This is a genomic window from Niabella sp., assembly GCF_030150205.1.
GTDB lineage: Bacteria > Bacteroidota > Bacteroidia > Chitinophagales > Chitinophagaceae > Niabella.
The window spans coordinates 199,461-216,656 of the sequence record NZ_JASLGT010000034.1; the positions used below are offsets into that span (position 1 = coordinate 199,461).

Annotated in this window: 15 protein-coding genes and 1 tRNA gene; 13 read left to right on the top strand and 3 right to left on the bottom strand. The window is 46.7% G+C overall.

Annotated features, from left to right (window positions below; translation table 11 throughout):
- Positions 1-478: 478 nt before the first annotated feature.
- From Q1V85_RS25070 to Q1V85_RS25085, 4 genes are all read left to right on the top strand, one after another.
- Positions 479-1,804, top strand: a complete 1,326-nt coding sequence (locus Q1V85_RS25070) for a citrate (Si)-synthase, eukaryotic (RefSeq protein ID WP_300604939.1) — start codon at positions 479-481, stop codon at positions 1,802-1,804.
- A 129-nt stretch (positions 1,805-1,933) separates the two neighbouring features.
- On the top strand, positions 1,934-2,251 hold the full coding sequence (locus Q1V85_RS25075) for a YtxH domain-containing protein (protein ID WP_300604942.1): 318 nt from the start codon (positions 1,934-1,936) through the stop codon (positions 2,249-2,251).
- Positions 2,252-2,373: 122 nt separating this feature from the next.
- Positions 2,374-2,715 (top strand): phage holin family protein, encoded by a 342-nt coding sequence (locus Q1V85_RS25080; protein ID WP_300604945.1) that lies wholly within the window; start codon positions 2,374-2,376, stop codon positions 2,713-2,715.
- Complete coding sequence (locus tag Q1V85_RS25085; RefSeq protein WP_300604948.1) at positions 2,708-3,097, top strand: hypothetical protein; 390 nt, start codon at positions 2,708-2,710, stop codon at positions 3,095-3,097. Before Q1V85_RS25080 ends, Q1V85_RS25085 begins: the two co-directional genes overlap by 8 nt.
- A gap of 41 nt (positions 3,098-3,138) precedes the next feature.
- On the opposite strand, the gene Q1V85_RS25090 is transcribed toward Q1V85_RS25085, so the two are convergent.
- The 3 genes from Q1V85_RS25090 to Q1V85_RS25100 all read right to left on the bottom strand — a co-directional run bounded on the left by Q1V85_RS25090 (position 3,139) and on the right by Q1V85_RS25100 (position 6,406).
- A complete protein-coding gene (locus Q1V85_RS25090) occupies positions 3,139-3,729 on the bottom strand; it encodes a GNAT family protein (RefSeq protein WP_300604950.1) in 591 nt (196 codons plus the stop codon).
- Positions 3,730-4,029: 300 nt separating this feature from the next.
- Positions 4,030-4,106 (bottom strand) — tRNA-Ala (locus Q1V85_RS25095).
- 230 nt (positions 4,107-4,336) lie between these two features.
- A complete protein-coding gene (locus Q1V85_RS25100) occupies positions 4,337-6,406 on the bottom strand; it encodes a TIM barrel protein (protein ID WP_300604953.1) in 2,070 nt (689 codons plus the stop codon).
- A gap of 281 nt (positions 6,407-6,687) precedes the next feature.
- Between Q1V85_RS25100 and Q1V85_RS25105 the strand changes: the two genes are divergently transcribed.
- The 9 genes from Q1V85_RS25105 (at position 6,688) to Q1V85_RS25145 (ending at position 16,669) form a co-directional block, all read left to right on the top strand.
- Positions 6,688-7,383 (top strand): LytTR family DNA-binding domain-containing protein, encoded by a 696-nt coding sequence (locus Q1V85_RS25105; protein WP_300604956.1) that lies wholly within the window; start codon positions 6,688-6,690, stop codon positions 7,381-7,383.
- Positions 7,384-8,031: 648 nt separating this feature from the next.
- The gene (locus Q1V85_RS25110) at positions 8,032-8,229 is read left to right on the top strand and encodes a hypothetical protein (protein WP_300604959.1); all 198 of its coding nucleotides are present in this window, start codon (positions 8,032-8,034) and stop codon (positions 8,227-8,229) included.
- Positions 8,230-8,263: 34 nt separating this feature from the next.
- Positions 8,264-10,465 (top strand): response regulator, encoded by a 2,202-nt coding sequence (locus tag Q1V85_RS25115; RefSeq protein WP_300604960.1) that lies wholly within the window; start codon positions 8,264-8,266, stop codon positions 10,463-10,465.
- A gap of 535 nt (positions 10,466-11,000) precedes the next feature.
- The gene (locus Q1V85_RS25120) at positions 11,001-11,285 is read left to right on the top strand and encodes a hypothetical protein (protein ID WP_300604963.1); all 285 of its coding nucleotides are present in this window, start codon (positions 11,001-11,003) and stop codon (positions 11,283-11,285) included.
- 240 nt (positions 11,286-11,525) lie between these two features.
- Positions 11,526-11,717 carry a hypothetical protein gene (locus Q1V85_RS25125; RefSeq protein WP_300604966.1) on the top strand — a complete coding sequence of 64 codons (192 nt, stop codon included), beginning with the start codon at positions 11,526-11,528 and terminating at the stop codon, positions 11,715-11,717.
- Positions 11,718-11,814: 97 nt separating this feature from the next.
- Positions 11,815-12,402 carry an outer membrane beta-barrel protein gene (locus Q1V85_RS25130; RefSeq protein WP_366914028.1) on the top strand — a complete coding sequence of 196 codons (588 nt, stop codon included), beginning with the start codon at positions 11,815-11,817 and terminating at the stop codon, positions 12,400-12,402.
- A 17-nt stretch (positions 12,403-12,419) separates the two neighbouring features.
- Positions 12,420-15,026: a phosphatidylglycerol lysyltransferase domain-containing protein gene (locus tag Q1V85_RS25135; protein WP_300604972.1), complete on the top strand. Its 2,607-nt coding sequence runs from the start codon at positions 12,420-12,422 to the stop codon at positions 15,024-15,026.
- A 3-nt stretch (positions 15,027-15,029) separates the two neighbouring features.
- A complete protein-coding gene (locus tag Q1V85_RS25140; RefSeq protein WP_300604975.1) occupies positions 15,030-15,695 on the top strand; it encodes an AcvB/VirJ family lysyl-phosphatidylglycerol hydrolase in 666 nt (221 codons plus the stop codon).
- Entirely contained in the window at positions 15,695-16,669 is a 975-nt protein-coding gene (locus tag Q1V85_RS25145; protein WP_300604978.1) for a DUF4421 family protein, read from the top strand. The genes Q1V85_RS25140 and Q1V85_RS25145 overlap by 1 nt, the downstream gene beginning before the upstream one ends.
- The last annotated feature ends 527 nt before the right edge of the window (positions 16,670-17,196 follow it).

The following is a 17,196-nucleotide window of genomic DNA, read 5'->3' on the forward strand; positions in this document are numbered from 1 at the left end:
TAATTTCCCGATCGGAGAACAGGTGCGCTGAGCTTCGCTGCCGGTTGTAATCAACATTTTTGTAATATTTTTTACGATTACAAAACTGATGATCACAAATTTTGTAATCATCAGTTTTGTAATAAAAATTACTATTACAAATCACTTGATCACAACAAGAAACAGGGAGGATCCGGGCTTGGTTGGCGACTGGGAGATGCTGGCGCAAAAGATCCTGGGGGATACAAATCTTTGCTGTTTGCCGGCTGGCAAAAAAACATGATAAAAAGGCCCATACCGGCTGGTTATAATCGTTCCGGATATGCCTGTTTTTGTCCCTCCAACGGTTAAAACCGGCTCATTTTAAACCCTTTTGCTGCTAATTTGTTAAGGAATTATTGCCCCTGAAAAAATACTAAAATATAATTTGTTGTGGCAATTGGCTTTAACTATCTTTAGCGCAAACCATTTTTTTAATAGTTAAGACGAAGAAGCATATATGGAAGATTTTAAAGTGAAGTTTAAAGAGCAGGCGGATAAGCTGGGCGCTGAAATTAAAACGATGCTCCAGGAACACGGGAATACGGTTATTGGAGAAACCACCCTGGCGCAGATTTACCAGGGAATGCGGGGGATGACAGCCCTGGTTACCGAAACTTCCCTTTTGGACGCCCAGGATGGTATCCGTTTTAAAAGACGTTCCATTCCGGAGTTAAGAGAGCAGCTTCCAAAAGCAAAGGGTGGTTCTGAACCACTGCCGGAAGCGTTGTTTTACCTGATGATGATCGGTGAAATTCCTACAGAAGAAGATGTAGAGAACCTGAGCGCCATCCTGCAGCGCCGCAGCCACGTGCCCACCTATGTATTTGATACCATGAAAGCTTTGCCCAAGGATACCCATCCTATGACACAGTTTGTAGTAGGGGTGATGGCCTTACAGGCGGAAAGTGTTTTTGCAAAGCGCTATGCTGACGGATTTTCAAAAAAAGATTACTGGGAAGCCACACTGGAAGATACACTGAATCTTATTGCGCGGTTGCCGCATATCGCGGCATTCGTTTATCGCCGGAAATACAAGGGCGGTAAAGCAGTGCAGCCGGATGGTATGCTGGACTGGGCGGCTAATTTTTCCCATATGCTGGGATACGACAATGAGGAGTTTAAAGAGCTGATGCGGCTTTATATGGTGATTCACGCAGATCACGAAGGCGGAAACGTATCGGCCCATGCCACCCACCTGGTGGGCTCAGCGCTTAGCGACCCCTATTTGAGCTATGCTGCCGGTATGAACGGTTTGGCAGGTCCGCTGCACGGGTTGGCCAACCAGGAAGTGATCAAATGGATCTTTGAAATGCAGAAGGAGCTGAACACAGAGGCACCTACCGCGGAACAGATCGGTGAATATGTGAAGAAGACCCTGAGTGAAGGCAAGGTTGTACCGGGTTATGGCCATGCGGTATTACGTCAGACAGATCCGCGCTTTACGGCCCAGATGGAATTTGGTAAAAAGCATATGCCGGATGATCCGCTGGTTAATACCGTTTGGAGGATCTATGAAACCGTTCCGGGGATTCTGCAGTCGCTGGGAAAAGTTAAAAATCCCTGGCCCAATGTAGATGCGCACAGTGGTGCGTTACTGGTACATTATGGTATGAAGGAGTATGAATACTATACGGTTCTTTTTGCGGTTAGCCGTTCCCTGGGGGTATTATCCAGTCTTTGCTGGGATCGTGCCCTGGGCATGCCGCTGGAGCGTCCCAAATCCGTTACTACGGCTGCTGTAAAGCGGTGGCTGAATAAAGAGGTAGAAAACCTGGGCGACTAAGCGGACTGCAACTGCGGAATTTTTAGTATATCAGGGAAACAGGAATTGTGAAGGACAGCACTTTTTTGGTACGGTTTTTTATGGATATTGATGATATCTTATTAATAAACTAAAATAAATAAGAAGTTTATGAAAAATAGAGACAAATACATGCTTGGCATTGCCGGGGCTGCACTGGCAGGTATCGCAATCGGGTTACTGTTTTATACAGAAGAAGGCAAAAAGACCCGTAAGAAAATGAAGAACACCGCCAATGACTGGGCCGATTCGCTGGGCAGCCTGATCGCTTCAGGTAAGGAAAGCCTTTCTGATCTTTCTCACAAAGCGGTGAAAAAGGCAAAAAAAGGTTATCAGCGATTCAAAAACCAGGCTGAAGAAGGTTATGATGATCTCAAGGGCGCATACAATGATGTGGCTGATGAGTACAGCGCCGGTAAGGTAAGATAGTTTATACATCCCTATAACCGGGTTGTCTGCAAGGTCTGTTGTTTAAATCGGAATCGTTGGTTCGATAAAAACAATATACTTTTAAGGCAACCTTTTTTTATTGTAACTATAAAACACAAACTATGCTTGAATTAAAAGAAAAGCTGGAGCATGTTGCCGAAGATGTGGAAGAGATTGCAAAGACCTATTACCGGCTATCCATGGTAAATATTGTGGATAAGGGAAGTAAGATGGGTTCTTCTTTCCTCATCCTGGCTTTGGTTACCGGCCTGGCATTTTTTATTTTCCTCTTTATCGGGTTTGGAGCCAGTTACTGGATCGGGCAGGCATTGGGTAACCCGATGCTGGGCTTTTTTGTGGTAGCAGGATTCCTGTTGCTGGTGCTGATCCTGATCCTGGCTTTGAACAAAAAAGTAATTCAACCCATTATCCGTAACATCATCATTAAGAATTTGTATGACTAAGCCCCTTATAACCACGCATGAGGAGCTCATGCAGGAAAAGGCCCGCCTCAAGGCCCGGCTACGACAGCGTAAAACCGCGATGCGCCAGTCGATCGAAGAAATCAAGCAGGAGTTGAATCCGATCAGCCAGATCGCTAAAACCACCAAGGATATCTGGAATGCAGATGCCTCTAACCCGTTAATCGCAATGGGCGTTACCAAATTGACCGACCTTGTAATCAGAAAGGGGATCCTGCGCAAGGCAGGCTGGTTGTCGCGCTTGGTGGCCCCGGTGCTGGTGCAAAAAGTGGCTACTTATTTTATCAGTGAAAAGGCAGGTGATCAGATCGCAAGGCTGTTGCACCGCACGGCTTCAAAGGTGCGTGAAGATAAAATACAATAAGCAGGTCGATAGCGCGGCATACAGGTTATTTATGGGGTAGATTAAAGTTCGCTGGAGAAGATGGAATTTTTTATGGCCGGCCATTCGCCCGATAAAATACTATAGTAAACCATGTCGTAATAAATACCGCCATCTACAAAATGATTACGTAAGACTCCTTCGCGGGTAGCTCCTATCTTTTCCAGTGCTTTTTGCGATTGCAGATTGGTGCCCCGGGTGCGAAATTCTATCCGCATAAAACCTGCCACCTCTATTAGGTATTGCAATAAAAGAAATTTCATCGGCTTGTTGTATCCCTTTCCCTGAAATGCTTTGCCCATCCAGGTCCAGCCAATTTCGGCCCTCTTATTCTTCCAGGAAATATTGCCGACGCTGGTATTACCGATCAATTGTCCGGTATTTTTTTCTATGATCGTAAACGGTATGCGTTTTTTTGTCTCGCGCTCTTCCAGGGCATTTTGTAGATAGCATCTGAACTGCTCTTCATTATCCAGGGTAGTGGAAGTGTGTTCCCAAATAGCAGGATCGGCAATTAATTTTAGTACATCGAAATCGGCCATCGCGGTTGGTCTTAATAAAACGGACTTATTTTCCAATTTCAGTTCAGGAGTGAAGAATTGCAGTGTGCTCATTTTCGGTAACGAACTTCCAGGTTTGTATAACTGGAATCCTTTAAATATAGTAAAATTTGCACAGGATTATCCCTGCAAAGGTTGCTTTTTGGGCGCAAAAAGATATTTAATATAATTTGGTACCGTTAATATCACTTGCGAGTGCAGTTGAAGAATACTTAAAAGAGATATCTCCTTTTTCCTGTTTAGACGCGCTAAAATTTATGCCTAACCTACAAATCCCCAAGTATTCAACCTGATCCATAAAACCGGCTAAAATGAAATAAAAAAACCGTCTCGTATTGAGACGGCCTCTTAATCTGGTGGAGAATACCGGATTCGAACCGGTGACCTCTTGCATGCCATGCAAGCGCTCTAGCCAGCTGAGCTAATCCCCCAAGTGGAGCGCAAACATAAAGGATTGTTTGATATTGTCCAAGATTTTTTTCATTATTCAGCAACAAATCTTTGTTCCAGTGTTTTTGTAATCTCTTTTATACGTTAGGATATAATATTCAGCCGGAATGTCCCTGCCGACCGGAAACATCTTCAGTGGCCCGGCGTTCTGGTTAACACCCTTGTCGGTTTGCCCCGGTCCGTTTTATATAGTTCCTGGCAGATGCCCATACTACGGGTCCAGCGGATCCGATGCATCCGTTTGCAAACAGTCTTTATTCGGATAATAAGCGGTGAGCTCGGCTTCAACAGACTGCATATTATAGTAGGGCAGATAACCCAGATCCCGCATCGCCGTTTTGGTCATATTATTGCGGATATAGGCGGTTTGACTGGCATCAGTGGCAATCAGTACCGGTTTGTTGGCCGGTATCTTAAACCGGTAAATCATCCGGTTGGTATTGCGGATATTGGTGGTAGTATGCCGGGCATGGGGCTCAATAAAAACGGCAGATTCCGGTACACCCATTACACCGGTCAGGTACCGTTTCATCTCTACCGCCTCATTGTAGGGCGTTAGAAAAGGGTGTACGTTACCGCCGGATACCACAATAAACGGGGCCAGCCCTTTTTTATAAAGTTCTGCTGCAGCACGGCACCGCCGGGCGCCACCCGAGTCCAGTGTTACAACCGGATCTTCGGGACCTAACCCCGGTACCAGGATCAGGCTGTAAGCATAACGGCTCCAGCTGGTTTTTTTCAGTTGCTTAAATGGTGACTGGTTAAGACCCGACTGCAGGGGCTCGAAGCGGGCCGCCTCATAGCGCCCGTTGAGTTCCAGTACCCGGATGGCCGCCCGGAACGGCGTAGCGGGTAATGCTACAGCAGCAGCAGCCTGCACGAGATAATCTTTCAGGGTTTTGGGGTAGACTTTATCTTTTGCGCTAAAGCGAATGGAATCGATTTTCGGATACCGGGGCGCATCGCCTTTTATATAAATATTGAAGATGCGGTTGATATTTCCGGCCTCGCTTTCCCAAACCTGGCGCAGGTAGGCGGTGTCTTTTAATGTATGGAACCGGTAATAGGTTTCCGTTTTCTTTAATGTGGCAACAATGGCCTTTAACCGTGCATTGCGGGCATATTCGTTTACCCAGGCATCACCGGTTTGCCGGATCAGTTCGGGCGACAGGCTAAAGGCCGCGGCCATGCAGGATTTATCCGTACAGTTCTGAATTGCCTGTTGCAACGAAGCCGCATAGCCCTGGGTAGGAGCCTGTATACTGCTTTGAAAAGCCGGGGTCGTTTGTAAGTCGTTCAACTGCGCTGTCAGCGGGAAGTTTTTCTGTGCCAACGTGGGGCTAAGCGATGCGCCGGTACCGAATGCGGCAGCGTAAAGCGACTGGTAGCAGGATTTATAATCGGCCACATTTGACGCATGACTTTCATATAAAAAAGGACCGTCGTAATGCACCTGGTCCAGGGCCTGCAGGATGGCAACCCAGTTGTTCTCTCCTTTACCGTTACAGGGAAAATAGTGGTTCTCCTCCCGGCCGGTACCATCGGCCACGTGCAGTGTTTTTAAACGGCTGCCCATTGCCAGGATCAGCTTTTCGGGGTATTTGATATGGTTCAGATCAATGGCTGAATACACATCGCGGGGCAGCAGATTCATTACTTCAACCGCTTCTTCCACGGTGCGCAACAGCGGCCGTTCCCGTACAGGTCCGTGCTGCAATTCCGGTCCCAGCATATTTTCAATGACCATAATAGCGTCCAGTTGCTTTACCATCGGGTTTAAATCTTTTACGGATTGTACCAGCTGCCTTTTGCGCAGCGGCCGTTCATCCCGGTTTAAAAACCAGCTGGGATGAAAAAGAACGATATGAGGCTTTAGAACCGCAACGTATTTTAACACCCGCGCATGCATGGCCACCACCGCCTTCCGCTCCGTTTCATCGCCCAGGGAAAGATCGATGTTTTTTCCATAGGGCATATGAACCGACCAGATCTGTATGCCGGCTTCATCCGCAGCCTTCCGGGCCTGCCTTGCGGTTTCCAGGAAGGCTTCATCGGCCTTTAAAAAATTGCGTGCCGTATCCACAATGCCGCCCATGCCAATTTCGATGCAGTCGATACCGGCAGCTTTTGCCGCCTTCATGCCTTCAACGGTTACTTTATCTACCCCGATATTAAACCCCAGCCGCAAGGGTTTGGGAAACCCCGGTTGGGTAAAGGCGGTTTGACAAAAGAACAGCAGGAACAGGAATATGCCTTTTCGGAATGCGATGGTTGGTTTCATATATTGAATGATAATCGTAATGGAGAGCTAAAAATAAAACATCCTGTTTAGATATCCATTTTAAAGAGTGGGGGAATAAGGCCGCTGATAAAACATCGGTATCCGTTTCAAAAACTTATGCAAAGTTCCGGGGTTAAGACGAAAATTATTGGAAACGGAAGCCCGGCTTTTTACATTTTTTTTTAAATACGTTGTCGGAAGCAGGGACGCCATGCCTCCGTAACGGATTGGTGCAAACCAAAAATAAGCCCTATTTTTGAGTTGATTCAAAGAGCGGTATTATGAATTGTTTGATCGTTGATGATAATAAGATTGCGCGTACCACATTGAAACAACTGGTGGCACAGGTAAGCGACCTGGAAATAGCGGGCGAGGCTGCCGGCGCACTGGAAGCCAGCAACCTGCTGCGGCAGCAGCCGGTAGACCTGTTGCTGCTGGATATCGAAATGGAGGAAATGACGGGGCTGGAGCTGACACGGCTACTGGGAGACAACCGGCCGGTGATCATCTTTATATCAGCAAAAAAGGAATATGCGATCGAAGCGTTTGAACTGAATGTAGCGGACTATATTATTAAACCGGTACAGCCGGCACGTTTTTTACAGGCAATTGACCGTGCCCGGGAAATTATTGCCAGCAACCAGCAACAATTGAATGTGCACAAGGATGCCTTTCTTTTTATACGGGACTCTAACGTGGTAAAACGCCTGGGCTTTGAAGAGATCCTTTATGCTGAGGCTATGGGCGACTATGTAAAATTACATACGGCTAAAAAGTTTTACGCGGTGCATAGCCCGTTAAAAACAGTAGAGGAGCGGTTGCCGGTGCAGCAATTCATCCGGGTACACCGTTCTTATATTGTAGCGGTGGATAAGATCGACAGCGTGGAGCAGGGAGCGCTCATCATTGGCGGCAAACCCGTACCGGTTGCCGATGCCTACAGAAATGCCCTTAATAAACGGCTGAATGTGCTTTAGGAATGTTTCAGGTAGCGCCTTCATGCCTGATGATCAAAGCTGAAAGCTGACGACTAATAGCCAGTAGAGAGCGATCAGCGTTTAGCCTTTAGCTTTCAGCAGTGACGTTCCCGTTCGGGTGTGATCAATCAATTGAGGATTCGCATTTGAATAAAGATCTGCTAACCCGTCCGTAATCATCTGATAACTGATAGCTGATAACTGATAGCTGATAACTGATAGCTGATGACTGATAGCCAGTACAAGAGCGATCAGTTTTCAGTGCTCAGTCTTCAGTTATCAGTTGTAGCGTTCCTGTTCGGGTGTGATCAATCAATTGAGGATTCGCATTTGAATAAAGATCTGCTTATCCCGAACGAATCGTCTGATAACTGATAGCTGAAAACTGATAGTCAGTACGAGAGCGATCAGTTTTCAGTGCTCAGTCTTCAGTTATCAGTTGTAGCGTTCCCGTTCGGGTGTGATAAATCAGTTGAGGATTCGCATTGAATTAAAGATCTGCTTATCCCGAACGAATCATCTGATAACTGATAGCTGAAAACTGATCGCTCTAAAACCCCCACCGATCCTTTTTGCCGATTCGGCGATTTTTTCTGTACACCCCTCGGGTAAGGATGTAGTTTTATCATTAAGATAAAAACCGGAATCGTGAATACGTGGAAAATCATATACATGGCGCTTTCAGTACTGCTGCTGATAGGGTTTGTATATGGCCTGCTTTATGAACTATACGTAGTCCGGAACCGGCTGATCATCTTCCTTTTTTTAGCCCTTATTGTAGCGGACCTCATTGTTTTTGTAAAACTGTTCTGGAACATTACAGCCAGTCGCCGCGACGATGCCTGAGAATTAAACTATATTTGACAGGAATTGCCGGGTTATGAAATCTTCCTTTCGATACATACTTGTAGTTACATTTATTGTGGCCGTTATTGTCATTGTGTTCCTGCAGTTTAATTCCAGTCAAAGCATCAACCAGCTCATCAATGGTAATGAAGACCTGATGAATGTGTTAAAGCTGAAAATGGAACTGCAGAAGGTTCAGGAGAACGTAACACAGCTGGAAACCGAAACCAAAAGTATCGTGATCCGCGGGCATGACCTGCGGGATGGCCGGTTTGAGCAACAGGCAAAAAAGGTAAGCCAGTCGTTCCAGACACTGGATTCCTTCGAGATCAACCCGGTTGTTGGTGCCGGCATCTTGCAGCTGAAACGCCAGGTAAATAAAAAGATCGAACTGAATAAGGAGGTGCTGCGCACTTTTGCGGGCGACGGAAAGGATGCTGCGGAAGCCTTGATCAACGACCAGGAAGAAACCCTGCTTTCAGACTCCATCACCAGCCTGTCGCACCAGATCGATCAGCAATACCAGGTAAGTGTTACGCAATTGATCCGGAATGCAGACCGGAACGGAAGGAATGCCAAAACATTTGGAACCATTCTTGCCGTAATTGCGGCCGTGGCCTCATTGCTGGCCTTTGGTTATATCTCGTATAAAATCGGGGAACAGCAACGGCTCATTCATCAACTGAATGTTTCCGAACAGCGTGCCCGGCGCTCGGCAGAGGCCAAGGAAAATTTCCTGGCAAATATGAGCCATGAGATCCGCACACCGCTGAATGCCATATTAGGATTTACCGGGCTCTTACAAAAAAAGCAAACGGATACGGAAACGAGCCGTTACACAGATCTGATCCATAAGGCAGGCGAAAACCTCCTGCAGATCGTAAATAATATCCTCGATATTTCGAAAATTGAGGCGGGCATGATGCCGCTGGAAAAAACGGCATTTAATCTCCGTGAAACGGTGGCAAATATTGAACATCTTTACCGGCAGCGGAGCCAGGAAAAAGGACTGGAGTTTGCTGTTCTGGTGGCCGCAGACGTTCCGGAAACCGTTGAAGGTGACGAGGTACGGCTAACGCAGATTATTGTTAACCTGGTCAGCAATGCCATTAAATTTACGGATAAAGGGCAGGTAACGGTAGCCGTTAACCAGGAACAGCACTCCGGCAATAAAGTAATATTGGCCTTTACGGTGTCGGACACCGGTATTGGTATGGATGCGGCAGAACGCGCTGCAGTATTTACCCGTTTTCGCCAGGGCGATGAAAGTATTACGCGCAGGTATGGGGGAACAGGGCTGGGGCTAACCATAGTAAAAGACCTGGTGCAATTATCAGATGGCAGTATAGAGGTTGCGGGAGAAAAAGGTACCGGTACGGTGTTTACCGTACAGCTGCCCTTCCGCCTGGTGCACGGATTAGCAAAAGATGAACGGCTTGCGGTACCGGAAAAAGCATTTCAGGCAGACTGGTCGCACAAAATGATACTGGTGGTTGAGGATAATGAAATGAACCGGCTGTTGCTGGCACAATTGCTTAAGGGCTGGCAGATTGGGTTTGAGATGGCGCCTAACGGGAGCGAAGCGATCCGGTTGCTGAAGGAAAAACAATACGACCTGGTATTGATGGATATCCAGATGCCGGAGATGGATGGCTATACGGCCACTGCGGTGATCCGGAATGAACTGCAATGTACGGTGCCGGTTATTGCCATGACGGCCAATGCCCTGACCACTCAAAAGGAGAAATGTTTACACGCGGGCATGAATGACTATATTTCAAAACCGCTGGATGAGACGGTATTATACCAGCTGCTGGCACAATGGCTGGATACGCCCGTTGAGCGGATGGATACGGCAACGGAAGCGGTTGCGTTACCGGTAAATAACCAGCTGCATTATTTGCAGTTAGATTATCTGTTTATGGTAAGCAGGGGCAACCGGGAATATGAAAAGGAGATCATGGAACAATTTTGTGAAATGGTGCCGGAAGAGTTGGGACGGATACAAATGGCCTGGGACCAGGGTAATACGGACCGGGTACGAAGAACGGCGCATAGTATGAAAACAACTGTGGCTGCGTTGGGACTTACGGATCATACGGAGCCCTATCTGTCGGCACTGGAACATATTGAGCCTGCAGATCCTGCTTTTTCGCAGGTGTTTCAGCATTTGCAGGAACTGTGCCGGCATGCCCTGGAAGAAGCTGCTGCATATTACGCGGAACATTATGGTTAATGGAACTTATAGGGATAATATTTTTAGAATGTTCCCGAACAACCTTGCGACTGCTATTGAACCGCTAGGTGCGCAAGGAATCCGCAACGGTCGTAAGGGATGATAATGGATATGTTGCCCTTGCGATAAAACTTAACCTCAACACTTCAGTGTTTCAGTGCTTCTGCGGCTATCGGTATCCCTTCACGTCCTTTGCGAAACCGTTGCACTCCTTGCGGTTTAGGGTTAAACGCCAGGTGCGCAAAAAATCCGCAACGGTCGCAAGGGGGTGATATTGGATATTCTGATCTTGCGGTAAAAACGTAACATCAACGCCTGGGTGTTTCAGTGCTTCTGCGGCTATCGGTATCCCTTCGCGTCCTTTGCAAAAAAAACTTGCGTCCCTTGCGATTTAACCTTTAACCGCAACCCGGTCTTAGGTACCGGCCGCGTTCTTTTTTAGTTTCAACGATTGTTTTTGCCTTTTCGTCTATTGAACATATAATGGTTCGCAGATCGGATGTATCTTTAACAGGTAAATATAAAAATAGAAAAAATGAAAAAACTTTTTATCGCTCTGCTTGCGCTGATCACTTTTAACCTGTCGCAGGCACAAACAGCCCCCGCTCAGACAAAGCCAGCCAAGGCCGCTGCAAAAACACAGGCAGCAAAACCAGCTCCCAAGGCTGCAGAAAAGAAGGCGACGGCTGAAGTAAAGGCAACGCCGCCTGCAACAGCGCATGTAAAAAAAGATGGTACGCCAGACAAACGTTACAAAGAAAACCAACATGTTAAAAAAGACGGCACACCCGACAAGCGTTATAAAGAAAATAAGAAATAAATACGTTTTGAGTTCTTGATTGTTAAGGTGCCCCCTGCTGATAACAGGGGGCTTTTTTGTGAAATGCCGCCATCGCAATTTAAGACAAATGGTGGTTAAGGGAACCGGTTGTTAATAAACAGATGCTCCGTTTTCAACGATCCGTTTTGCCGATCTGCCTATTGCGTCATTGAATGGCTGTTGCCCTGGCGTAGCTTTAACTCAGAAAGACAATATTTAATCATCTTTAAAAGTATAACAATGAAAAAGATTTTAGTTGCCGCGATGATTTTATTAACCACAGGCGCCGCCGTAAATGCAACAGGTATGTATATGCAGGATAAACCCGCAAAAACAGAAATGAGCAAAGCGCATAAAAAAGGAAAGGCAGATAAGATGCATCATGCACCGGTGAAAAAAGTTACCGAAAAAAAGGATAAGAAAACGAAGTGATCGCGTTCCGTTTCATACATGTGGATACAGGCAGCAGCCTGGATATTTGAGACAACCTCACCTGGTGAGGTTGTTTTTTTTAGCCTTATTTTTGCATATGCATTTTTTAAACCAATACGCTTTTTATAAGAGATGCGCCCTCTTGTTTACCGTAATCTGTTGGTTCCCGGTTATGAAAACGGACGCACAAAGCGGTTCCAATCTCCGGGTGAATGTTGAGGATCTGTACAGTACGCATGGTACGCATTTTCCGGGTGTGAGCGCTTCCTATAACCGGTTTTTCGGACATAAATGGGAGCTGGGTGGCGGTATCGAATATTCCGGAACATCTTTTCATGACGATAATGGCTGGAACCTTTATAACCTTCGTTTTATACCGGTTTACCTGAGCGAATATTTTTACATAGGTGACTTTAATCATTGGGCGCCCTATGTGCATCTGCAGGAGGGGATTAGTTTTGCCCGGTATGATAAAGAATTACTCGATAATCCCGGTCCCCGCTATCCCATAAGAGAACGTGGATTTTTCGGTTACGGAGGTGCCGGCACCCGTTATACATTGTCGCGTAAATCCGGTTTGTTCTTCGAGGCGGGCATGAAAGCCTATCATCTTTCTTTTAACAATTTAGATGTAAATCCCCATGGTTTTGCATTAAAATTGGGCTATGTTTACCGGCTCAAATAAACTGAACCAAATCTATTATGAAAGAGCGGATATTAAAACAGTTCCGGAAGTTTTCGCCCAAGACCTATTGGAAGGAAATTCTCGCGGTGCTCGTAATCCTGCTGGCCTTTGTGTTTTTCAGAAGCGAACGGAAGGAGTTGCAATCCATTTTGCCACAGCTGCGGGCCGCCGACAGCCGCTGGATCCTTGCCGGACTGGTGGTAACGGCCCTGTATGTATTGCTGCAGGCGCTGATGTATATTTATAGTTTCCGGGCCATGGGTATGCGGCTTAAATTATCGGATGCCGTGGAACTCTTCCTGAAACGGAATTTTTTAAGCGTATTTCTTCCTGCCGGAGGAATCAGCTCCCTGGCCTATACCACATCGCAGTTGCGCAAGCGGAATCTGAATGCCACGCAGATCCACCAGGCAAGTGCCATTTATGGCTACGTTGGTTTATTGACAGTTTTCCTGATCGGGGTGCCCGTTATCCTTTATACCATTGGCAAACAGCAACATGCCGGGGCTGCGGGACTTTCCCTGTTATTACTGGGATTGCTGCTGGGCGGTGTGTTCTTATTGGTGTATTCTTTCCGGAAAAAAGGGCGGCTATACCGGTGGACCAGCCGGAAATTTCCTTCGCTCATCAATAATGTGGATGAGATCTTTTCCGGAACCATCAACAAACGGCAGCTTTGGCTAACCATTGCGGCTTCGCTGGCCATTGAATGTTGCGGCATTGCACATGTATACATCAGCATTTATGCACTGGGCGCTGCGCCCTCCTTCCAGGTAGCAGCAGTAGGGTATACACTTTCGGTGGTATTAATGATCCTGTCACCATTTTTACGTGGTTTGGGAGCGGTGGAGTTCACCATGCTCTATATATTTATGGGATATGGTTACCGGCATGCAGAAGGACTGGGCATTACCTTACTGTACCGGGTATTTGAATTCTGGATTCCCTTAATGCTGGGATTGTTTGCGTTTATATGGAGGGGCCGGCAACTGGTGGCGCGCATTATGCCGGCGATTGCAATTTTTTTCCTGGGCATTGTAAATATTATTTCGGTTGCTACACCGCCGCTGGCCGAACGTATGCGGCTGGACCGGTACTACCTCCCGGTGGAAGCCATTCACGCTTCCAAGCTGATGGTGCTGGTACTGGGGGTGTCGTTGCTGGTAACCTCTGCCTACCTTATTAAGGGGTTAAGGGCTGCCTGGATTGCCGCGCTGATCTTTACCGCGCTTTCTATTTTTGGCAATATTATTAAAGCGCTGGATTACGAAGAAAGCCTGCTGGCCGGTTTTATACTGGTGCTGCTGATCACCAACAGCAAACAGTACCGGATCCGGGAAAATCCGCGGTGGATCCGTATCGGCTTCGCCACATTTTTCATCACCCTGTTTTCGGTTTGTCTCTTTGATTTTCTGAGTTTTTATTTTATTGATAAACGGCATTTTGGCATCGATTTCAACTGGCGGCAGTCCCTGTATTATACTTTAAGAAGCTTCCTGTTGTTTTCGGATGACGAGCTTACGCCTAAAACACATTTTGGCCGCGACTTTATAAATATTACGCGGTTCCTGGGTTCCTGTTCCTGGCTGCTGCTGATTTATTCGCTGCTGCGCCCAAGGATCTTTGAGGATACGGTTCCCGATGCCAAAACGGCGGCTGAGCTGGCAAGGGAGATCCTGGATGAGCATGGCCGGTCGGCAGTGGATTATTTTAAGACGATGCCCGATAAACAGTTGTTTTTTTCCGGTATTACCAGCGGGTTTACGGCTTACCGGGTAGCGAATGATTTTGCAGTGGTGCTGGAAGAGCCGGTTTGTGCGGCAGAAGACAAGATCGAGGTGCTAATGGAGTTTGAGGCGTATTGCAAACAGGAAGGTTTAAAGACCGTATACTACCGGGTAGATGAAAGCAGCCTGCTGCATTTTGAAGATCTGAAAAAAATGAAGATCTTTATAGGACAGGAAGCCATTATGGAAGTAGGGCAATTTACGCTGGAAGGAAAGGACCGGAAATCATTGCGCAACGGGCTGAACAGTTTGCAGAAAAAAGGATATGAAACCATACTGGTTCCGGCGCCGCACAGTGATGCCTTGCTGCAGGAGCTGGAGTCGGTATCGGAAGAATGGCTGGATAAATTTGAAAAAAAAGAAATGGTGTTTTCGCAGGGAATGTTCACCCGGGAAGCGATCCGGCAATCGGATGTGATCCTGGTTAAAGATGCCGAAGGAGCGGTGCAGGCCTTCCTGAACATCATCCGGGATTATACGCCGGAAGAATGTACCTATGATCTGATCCGTAAACGGCTGGATGCTCCGGGGGGCTGTATGGATGCCATGATCGTTAAATTAACGGAGTATGCAAAAGCAAAGCAATACAAATATCTCAACCTGGGAATGATTCCGCTGAACGGCATGAATGCTCCGGACAACCCCGCTGAACGGATTATTAAATATGCATCGCAGCGTATGGGCAGTTTCCGGCACTACAAAACACTGCGCGATTTTAAAGAAAAGTATGCCACCATCTGGGAGAATAAGTACATGATCTTTGGAAATGATTTTGACCTGTTACAGATTCCAGGAGCACTCAGAAAAGCGATGAAACCTTTATCAGAAACAAATTAAGATATGAAAACGATCTGTTTTTTTTGTGGAATATTATTGTCTTTGTATACGGCAGCTGCCGGTGCGGCAGATCTGCCGCTGAAGAGCTGGCAGGGCAATGATAAAATGCCCCTGGTACTTTATATAAGCGGGGATGGCGGATTAAACAGCTTTACCAATGATTTTTGCAAGGGTATCAGCCAATCGGGCTACGCCGTTACGGCGATCAATTCAAAATCGTATTTCTGGAGTAAAAAAACGCCGGAGCAGGTGGGAACAGAACTTACGGCCTACCTGGATGGTGTACTCAAAAGCCGGCCCAACCAGCAATTGCTGATTGTGGGGTATTCCTTCGGAGCAGATGTAACGCCTTTTATCCTGAATCGGTTAGGTAGTTTTGTTAAAAGCCATGTGCTGCGTACCGTGTTGATGGCACCATCACCTACTACAGACTTTGTTATCCGTGTGTCTGATATGTGGGGCACACCCAAAAAAAGGAGCATGGATGTGGTGGCTGAGATCAACCGGGCTGCCGGTCAGCGGATCGTGGCGATCCTGCCGGGTGATGGCAACGATTTTCCCGTGCAGGCGGTGAAGCTCGCGGGCTTTAAAACAACCGTTTTAAAAGGTGGGCATCATTTTGGAGGCGATACAGCGGATCTTGTAAAAATAGTTGCCGGTCATTTCTGATGAAAACGTTTTACAGGTATGTGATGGTATGCGGCTTGCTGGTTATGCTGCATACGACGCAGGCCCAAACAAAAAGGGACACGGCTTATATTGGCGAATACGCCCGGGAAAATACCGTTGAAGTATACCCGGGATATTATACGACCCGGTTCAATTTTTCGGGCTTCGGAAAAAGGCCCTCGCATTTCCAGCTTACGGCAAATACCAATGCCTATGCCGGCTTCTATGTAAACTATAAATGGCTGGCGTTTCAATATGCCTGGGGCATACCGGGTACAGAACTGGCCAAGGGCATTAAGCTGAAACATATTTCTTTCTCATTCCGTTATAACCGGCCCCGATTAAGCATCTATCCTTTTTTTGACGGATACGACGGGCTGCTGCTTCAAACGGCAAAGCCACATCCGCGGTTTGATTCATTCCGCGGTATGCAGTTATTTCGCGCGGGCACGCAATTATATTATTTTACCAATACTGAACGTTACGGATACCGGGCGGGCCTTTCTTTTTCAGAACGGCAGCTTCGTTCTGCAGGGGGGATCGTTTTGAGTGCAACTCCCCAATGGCAAAAGATCAACTGGAAAACCCCTTCGCGGGCGTTGATCCATGATTCGGTTACTTACCAGCTGCTGGCTTCGGATCCCCAATGGCTGAGTATGGTCGTAGGCGCCGGCTATAATTATAACTGGGTATTCCAGAAGGGCAAATGGATCATATCGCCTGCACTGATCGGAGGTGTTGGCGGTATTAAGGAGCTCAATAATGCCCGGTCCGTACAACCCGTACTCAACCTGCAGGCCTGGATAAATGCGGGCTACAGCGGCCCGGTATTTTATGCCTATATAAACGGAAACCTGCAGGTAACCCAAACCCATCTTATTGTAAGAAAGCTGAACACCCGTGATGATGAATTATCCCTTACCCTCGGATACCGGTTTAAGAGTCATTCGAAAAAAGTGCTGGGGATGTTGTAGGGAGGGAACAGGCAGTGGGCAATAGTGAATAGGCAATAGTGAATAGGAAGTAGTCAATAGGGAGTAGTGAATAGGCAACAGTGAATAGAGAATGGCTGAAGTACTGAACCGGAGGTACTGTGAAATATTTAATGGGCAAATTTTAAAAGTCAAAGATCCGGCATTCAGCTATCGGCTATCAGAGTTATCAGTTATCGGCGATCAGTTATCAGATGGGAACGTTTGAATAAGAAGATCATTATTCAATGTGGATCTTGTATAGATCTATAACCCCGAATGGGAGCTATGACACTGAGAAAACTGATAGCTGATAACTGAACGCTGAATGCCAGTTCCTGGTTCCAGGTTAATTCTGTTTGGTACTTGATGTTGAAGGTTAAATCACCGATCACGGGACAACAATGAATGAAAACTGAGAACTCCTATGTTTGATTATAAAAAGTTCTTTGAGATATAGATCAAAGTTACCAATAGTTTTGAGTTTAATAAAGGTGAGAGGAGAGTGAGAGCGGGCTGAACGCTAAATA

Coding starts and splice junctions, on each gene's coding strand:
- Q1V85_RS25140 (WP_300604975.1), top strand. CDS start 15,030: ATGAAAACGATCTGTTTTTTTTGTGGAATATTATTGTCTTTGTATACG.
- Q1V85_RS25080 (WP_300604945.1), top strand. CDS start 2,374: ATGCTTGAATTAAAAGAAAAGCTGGAGCATGTTGCCGAAGATGTGGAA.
- Q1V85_RS25145 (WP_300604978.1), top strand. CDS start 15,695: ATGAAAACGTTTTACAGGTATGTGATGGTATGCGGCTTGCTGGTTATG.
- Q1V85_RS25090 (WP_300604950.1), bottom strand. CDS start 3,729: ATGAGCACACTGCAATTCTTCACTCCTGAACTGAAATTGGAAAATAAG.
- Q1V85_RS25115 (WP_300604960.1), top strand. CDS start 8,264: ATGAAATCTTCCTTTCGATACATACTTGTAGTTACATTTATTGTGGCC.
- Q1V85_RS25135 (WP_300604972.1), top strand. CDS start 12,420: ATGAAAGAGCGGATATTAAAACAGTTCCGGAAGTTTTCGCCCAAGACC.
- Q1V85_RS25125 (WP_300604966.1), top strand. CDS start 11,526: ATGAAAAAGATTTTAGTTGCCGCGATGATTTTATTAACCACAGGCGCC.
- Q1V85_RS25070 (WP_300604939.1), top strand. CDS start 479: ATGGAAGATTTTAAAGTGAAGTTTAAAGAGCAGGCGGATAAGCTGGGC.
- Q1V85_RS25075 (WP_300604942.1), top strand. CDS start 1,934: ATGAAAAATAGAGACAAATACATGCTTGGCATTGCCGGGGCTGCACTG.
- Q1V85_RS25085 (WP_300604948.1), top strand. CDS start 2,708: ATGACTAAGCCCCTTATAACCACGCATGAGGAGCTCATGCAGGAAAAG.
- Q1V85_RS25130 (WP_366914028.1), top strand. CDS start 11,815: ATGCATTTTTTAAACCAATACGCTTTTTATAAGAGATGCGCCCTCTTG.
- Q1V85_RS25100 (WP_300604953.1), bottom strand. CDS start 6,406: ATGAAACCAACCATCGCATTCCGAAAAGGCATATTCCTGTTCCTGCTG.
- Q1V85_RS25120 (WP_300604963.1), top strand. CDS start 11,001: ATGAAAAAACTTTTTATCGCTCTGCTTGCGCTGATCACTTTTAACCTG.
- Q1V85_RS25105 (WP_300604956.1), top strand. CDS start 6,688: ATGAATTGTTTGATCGTTGATGATAATAAGATTGCGCGTACCACATTG.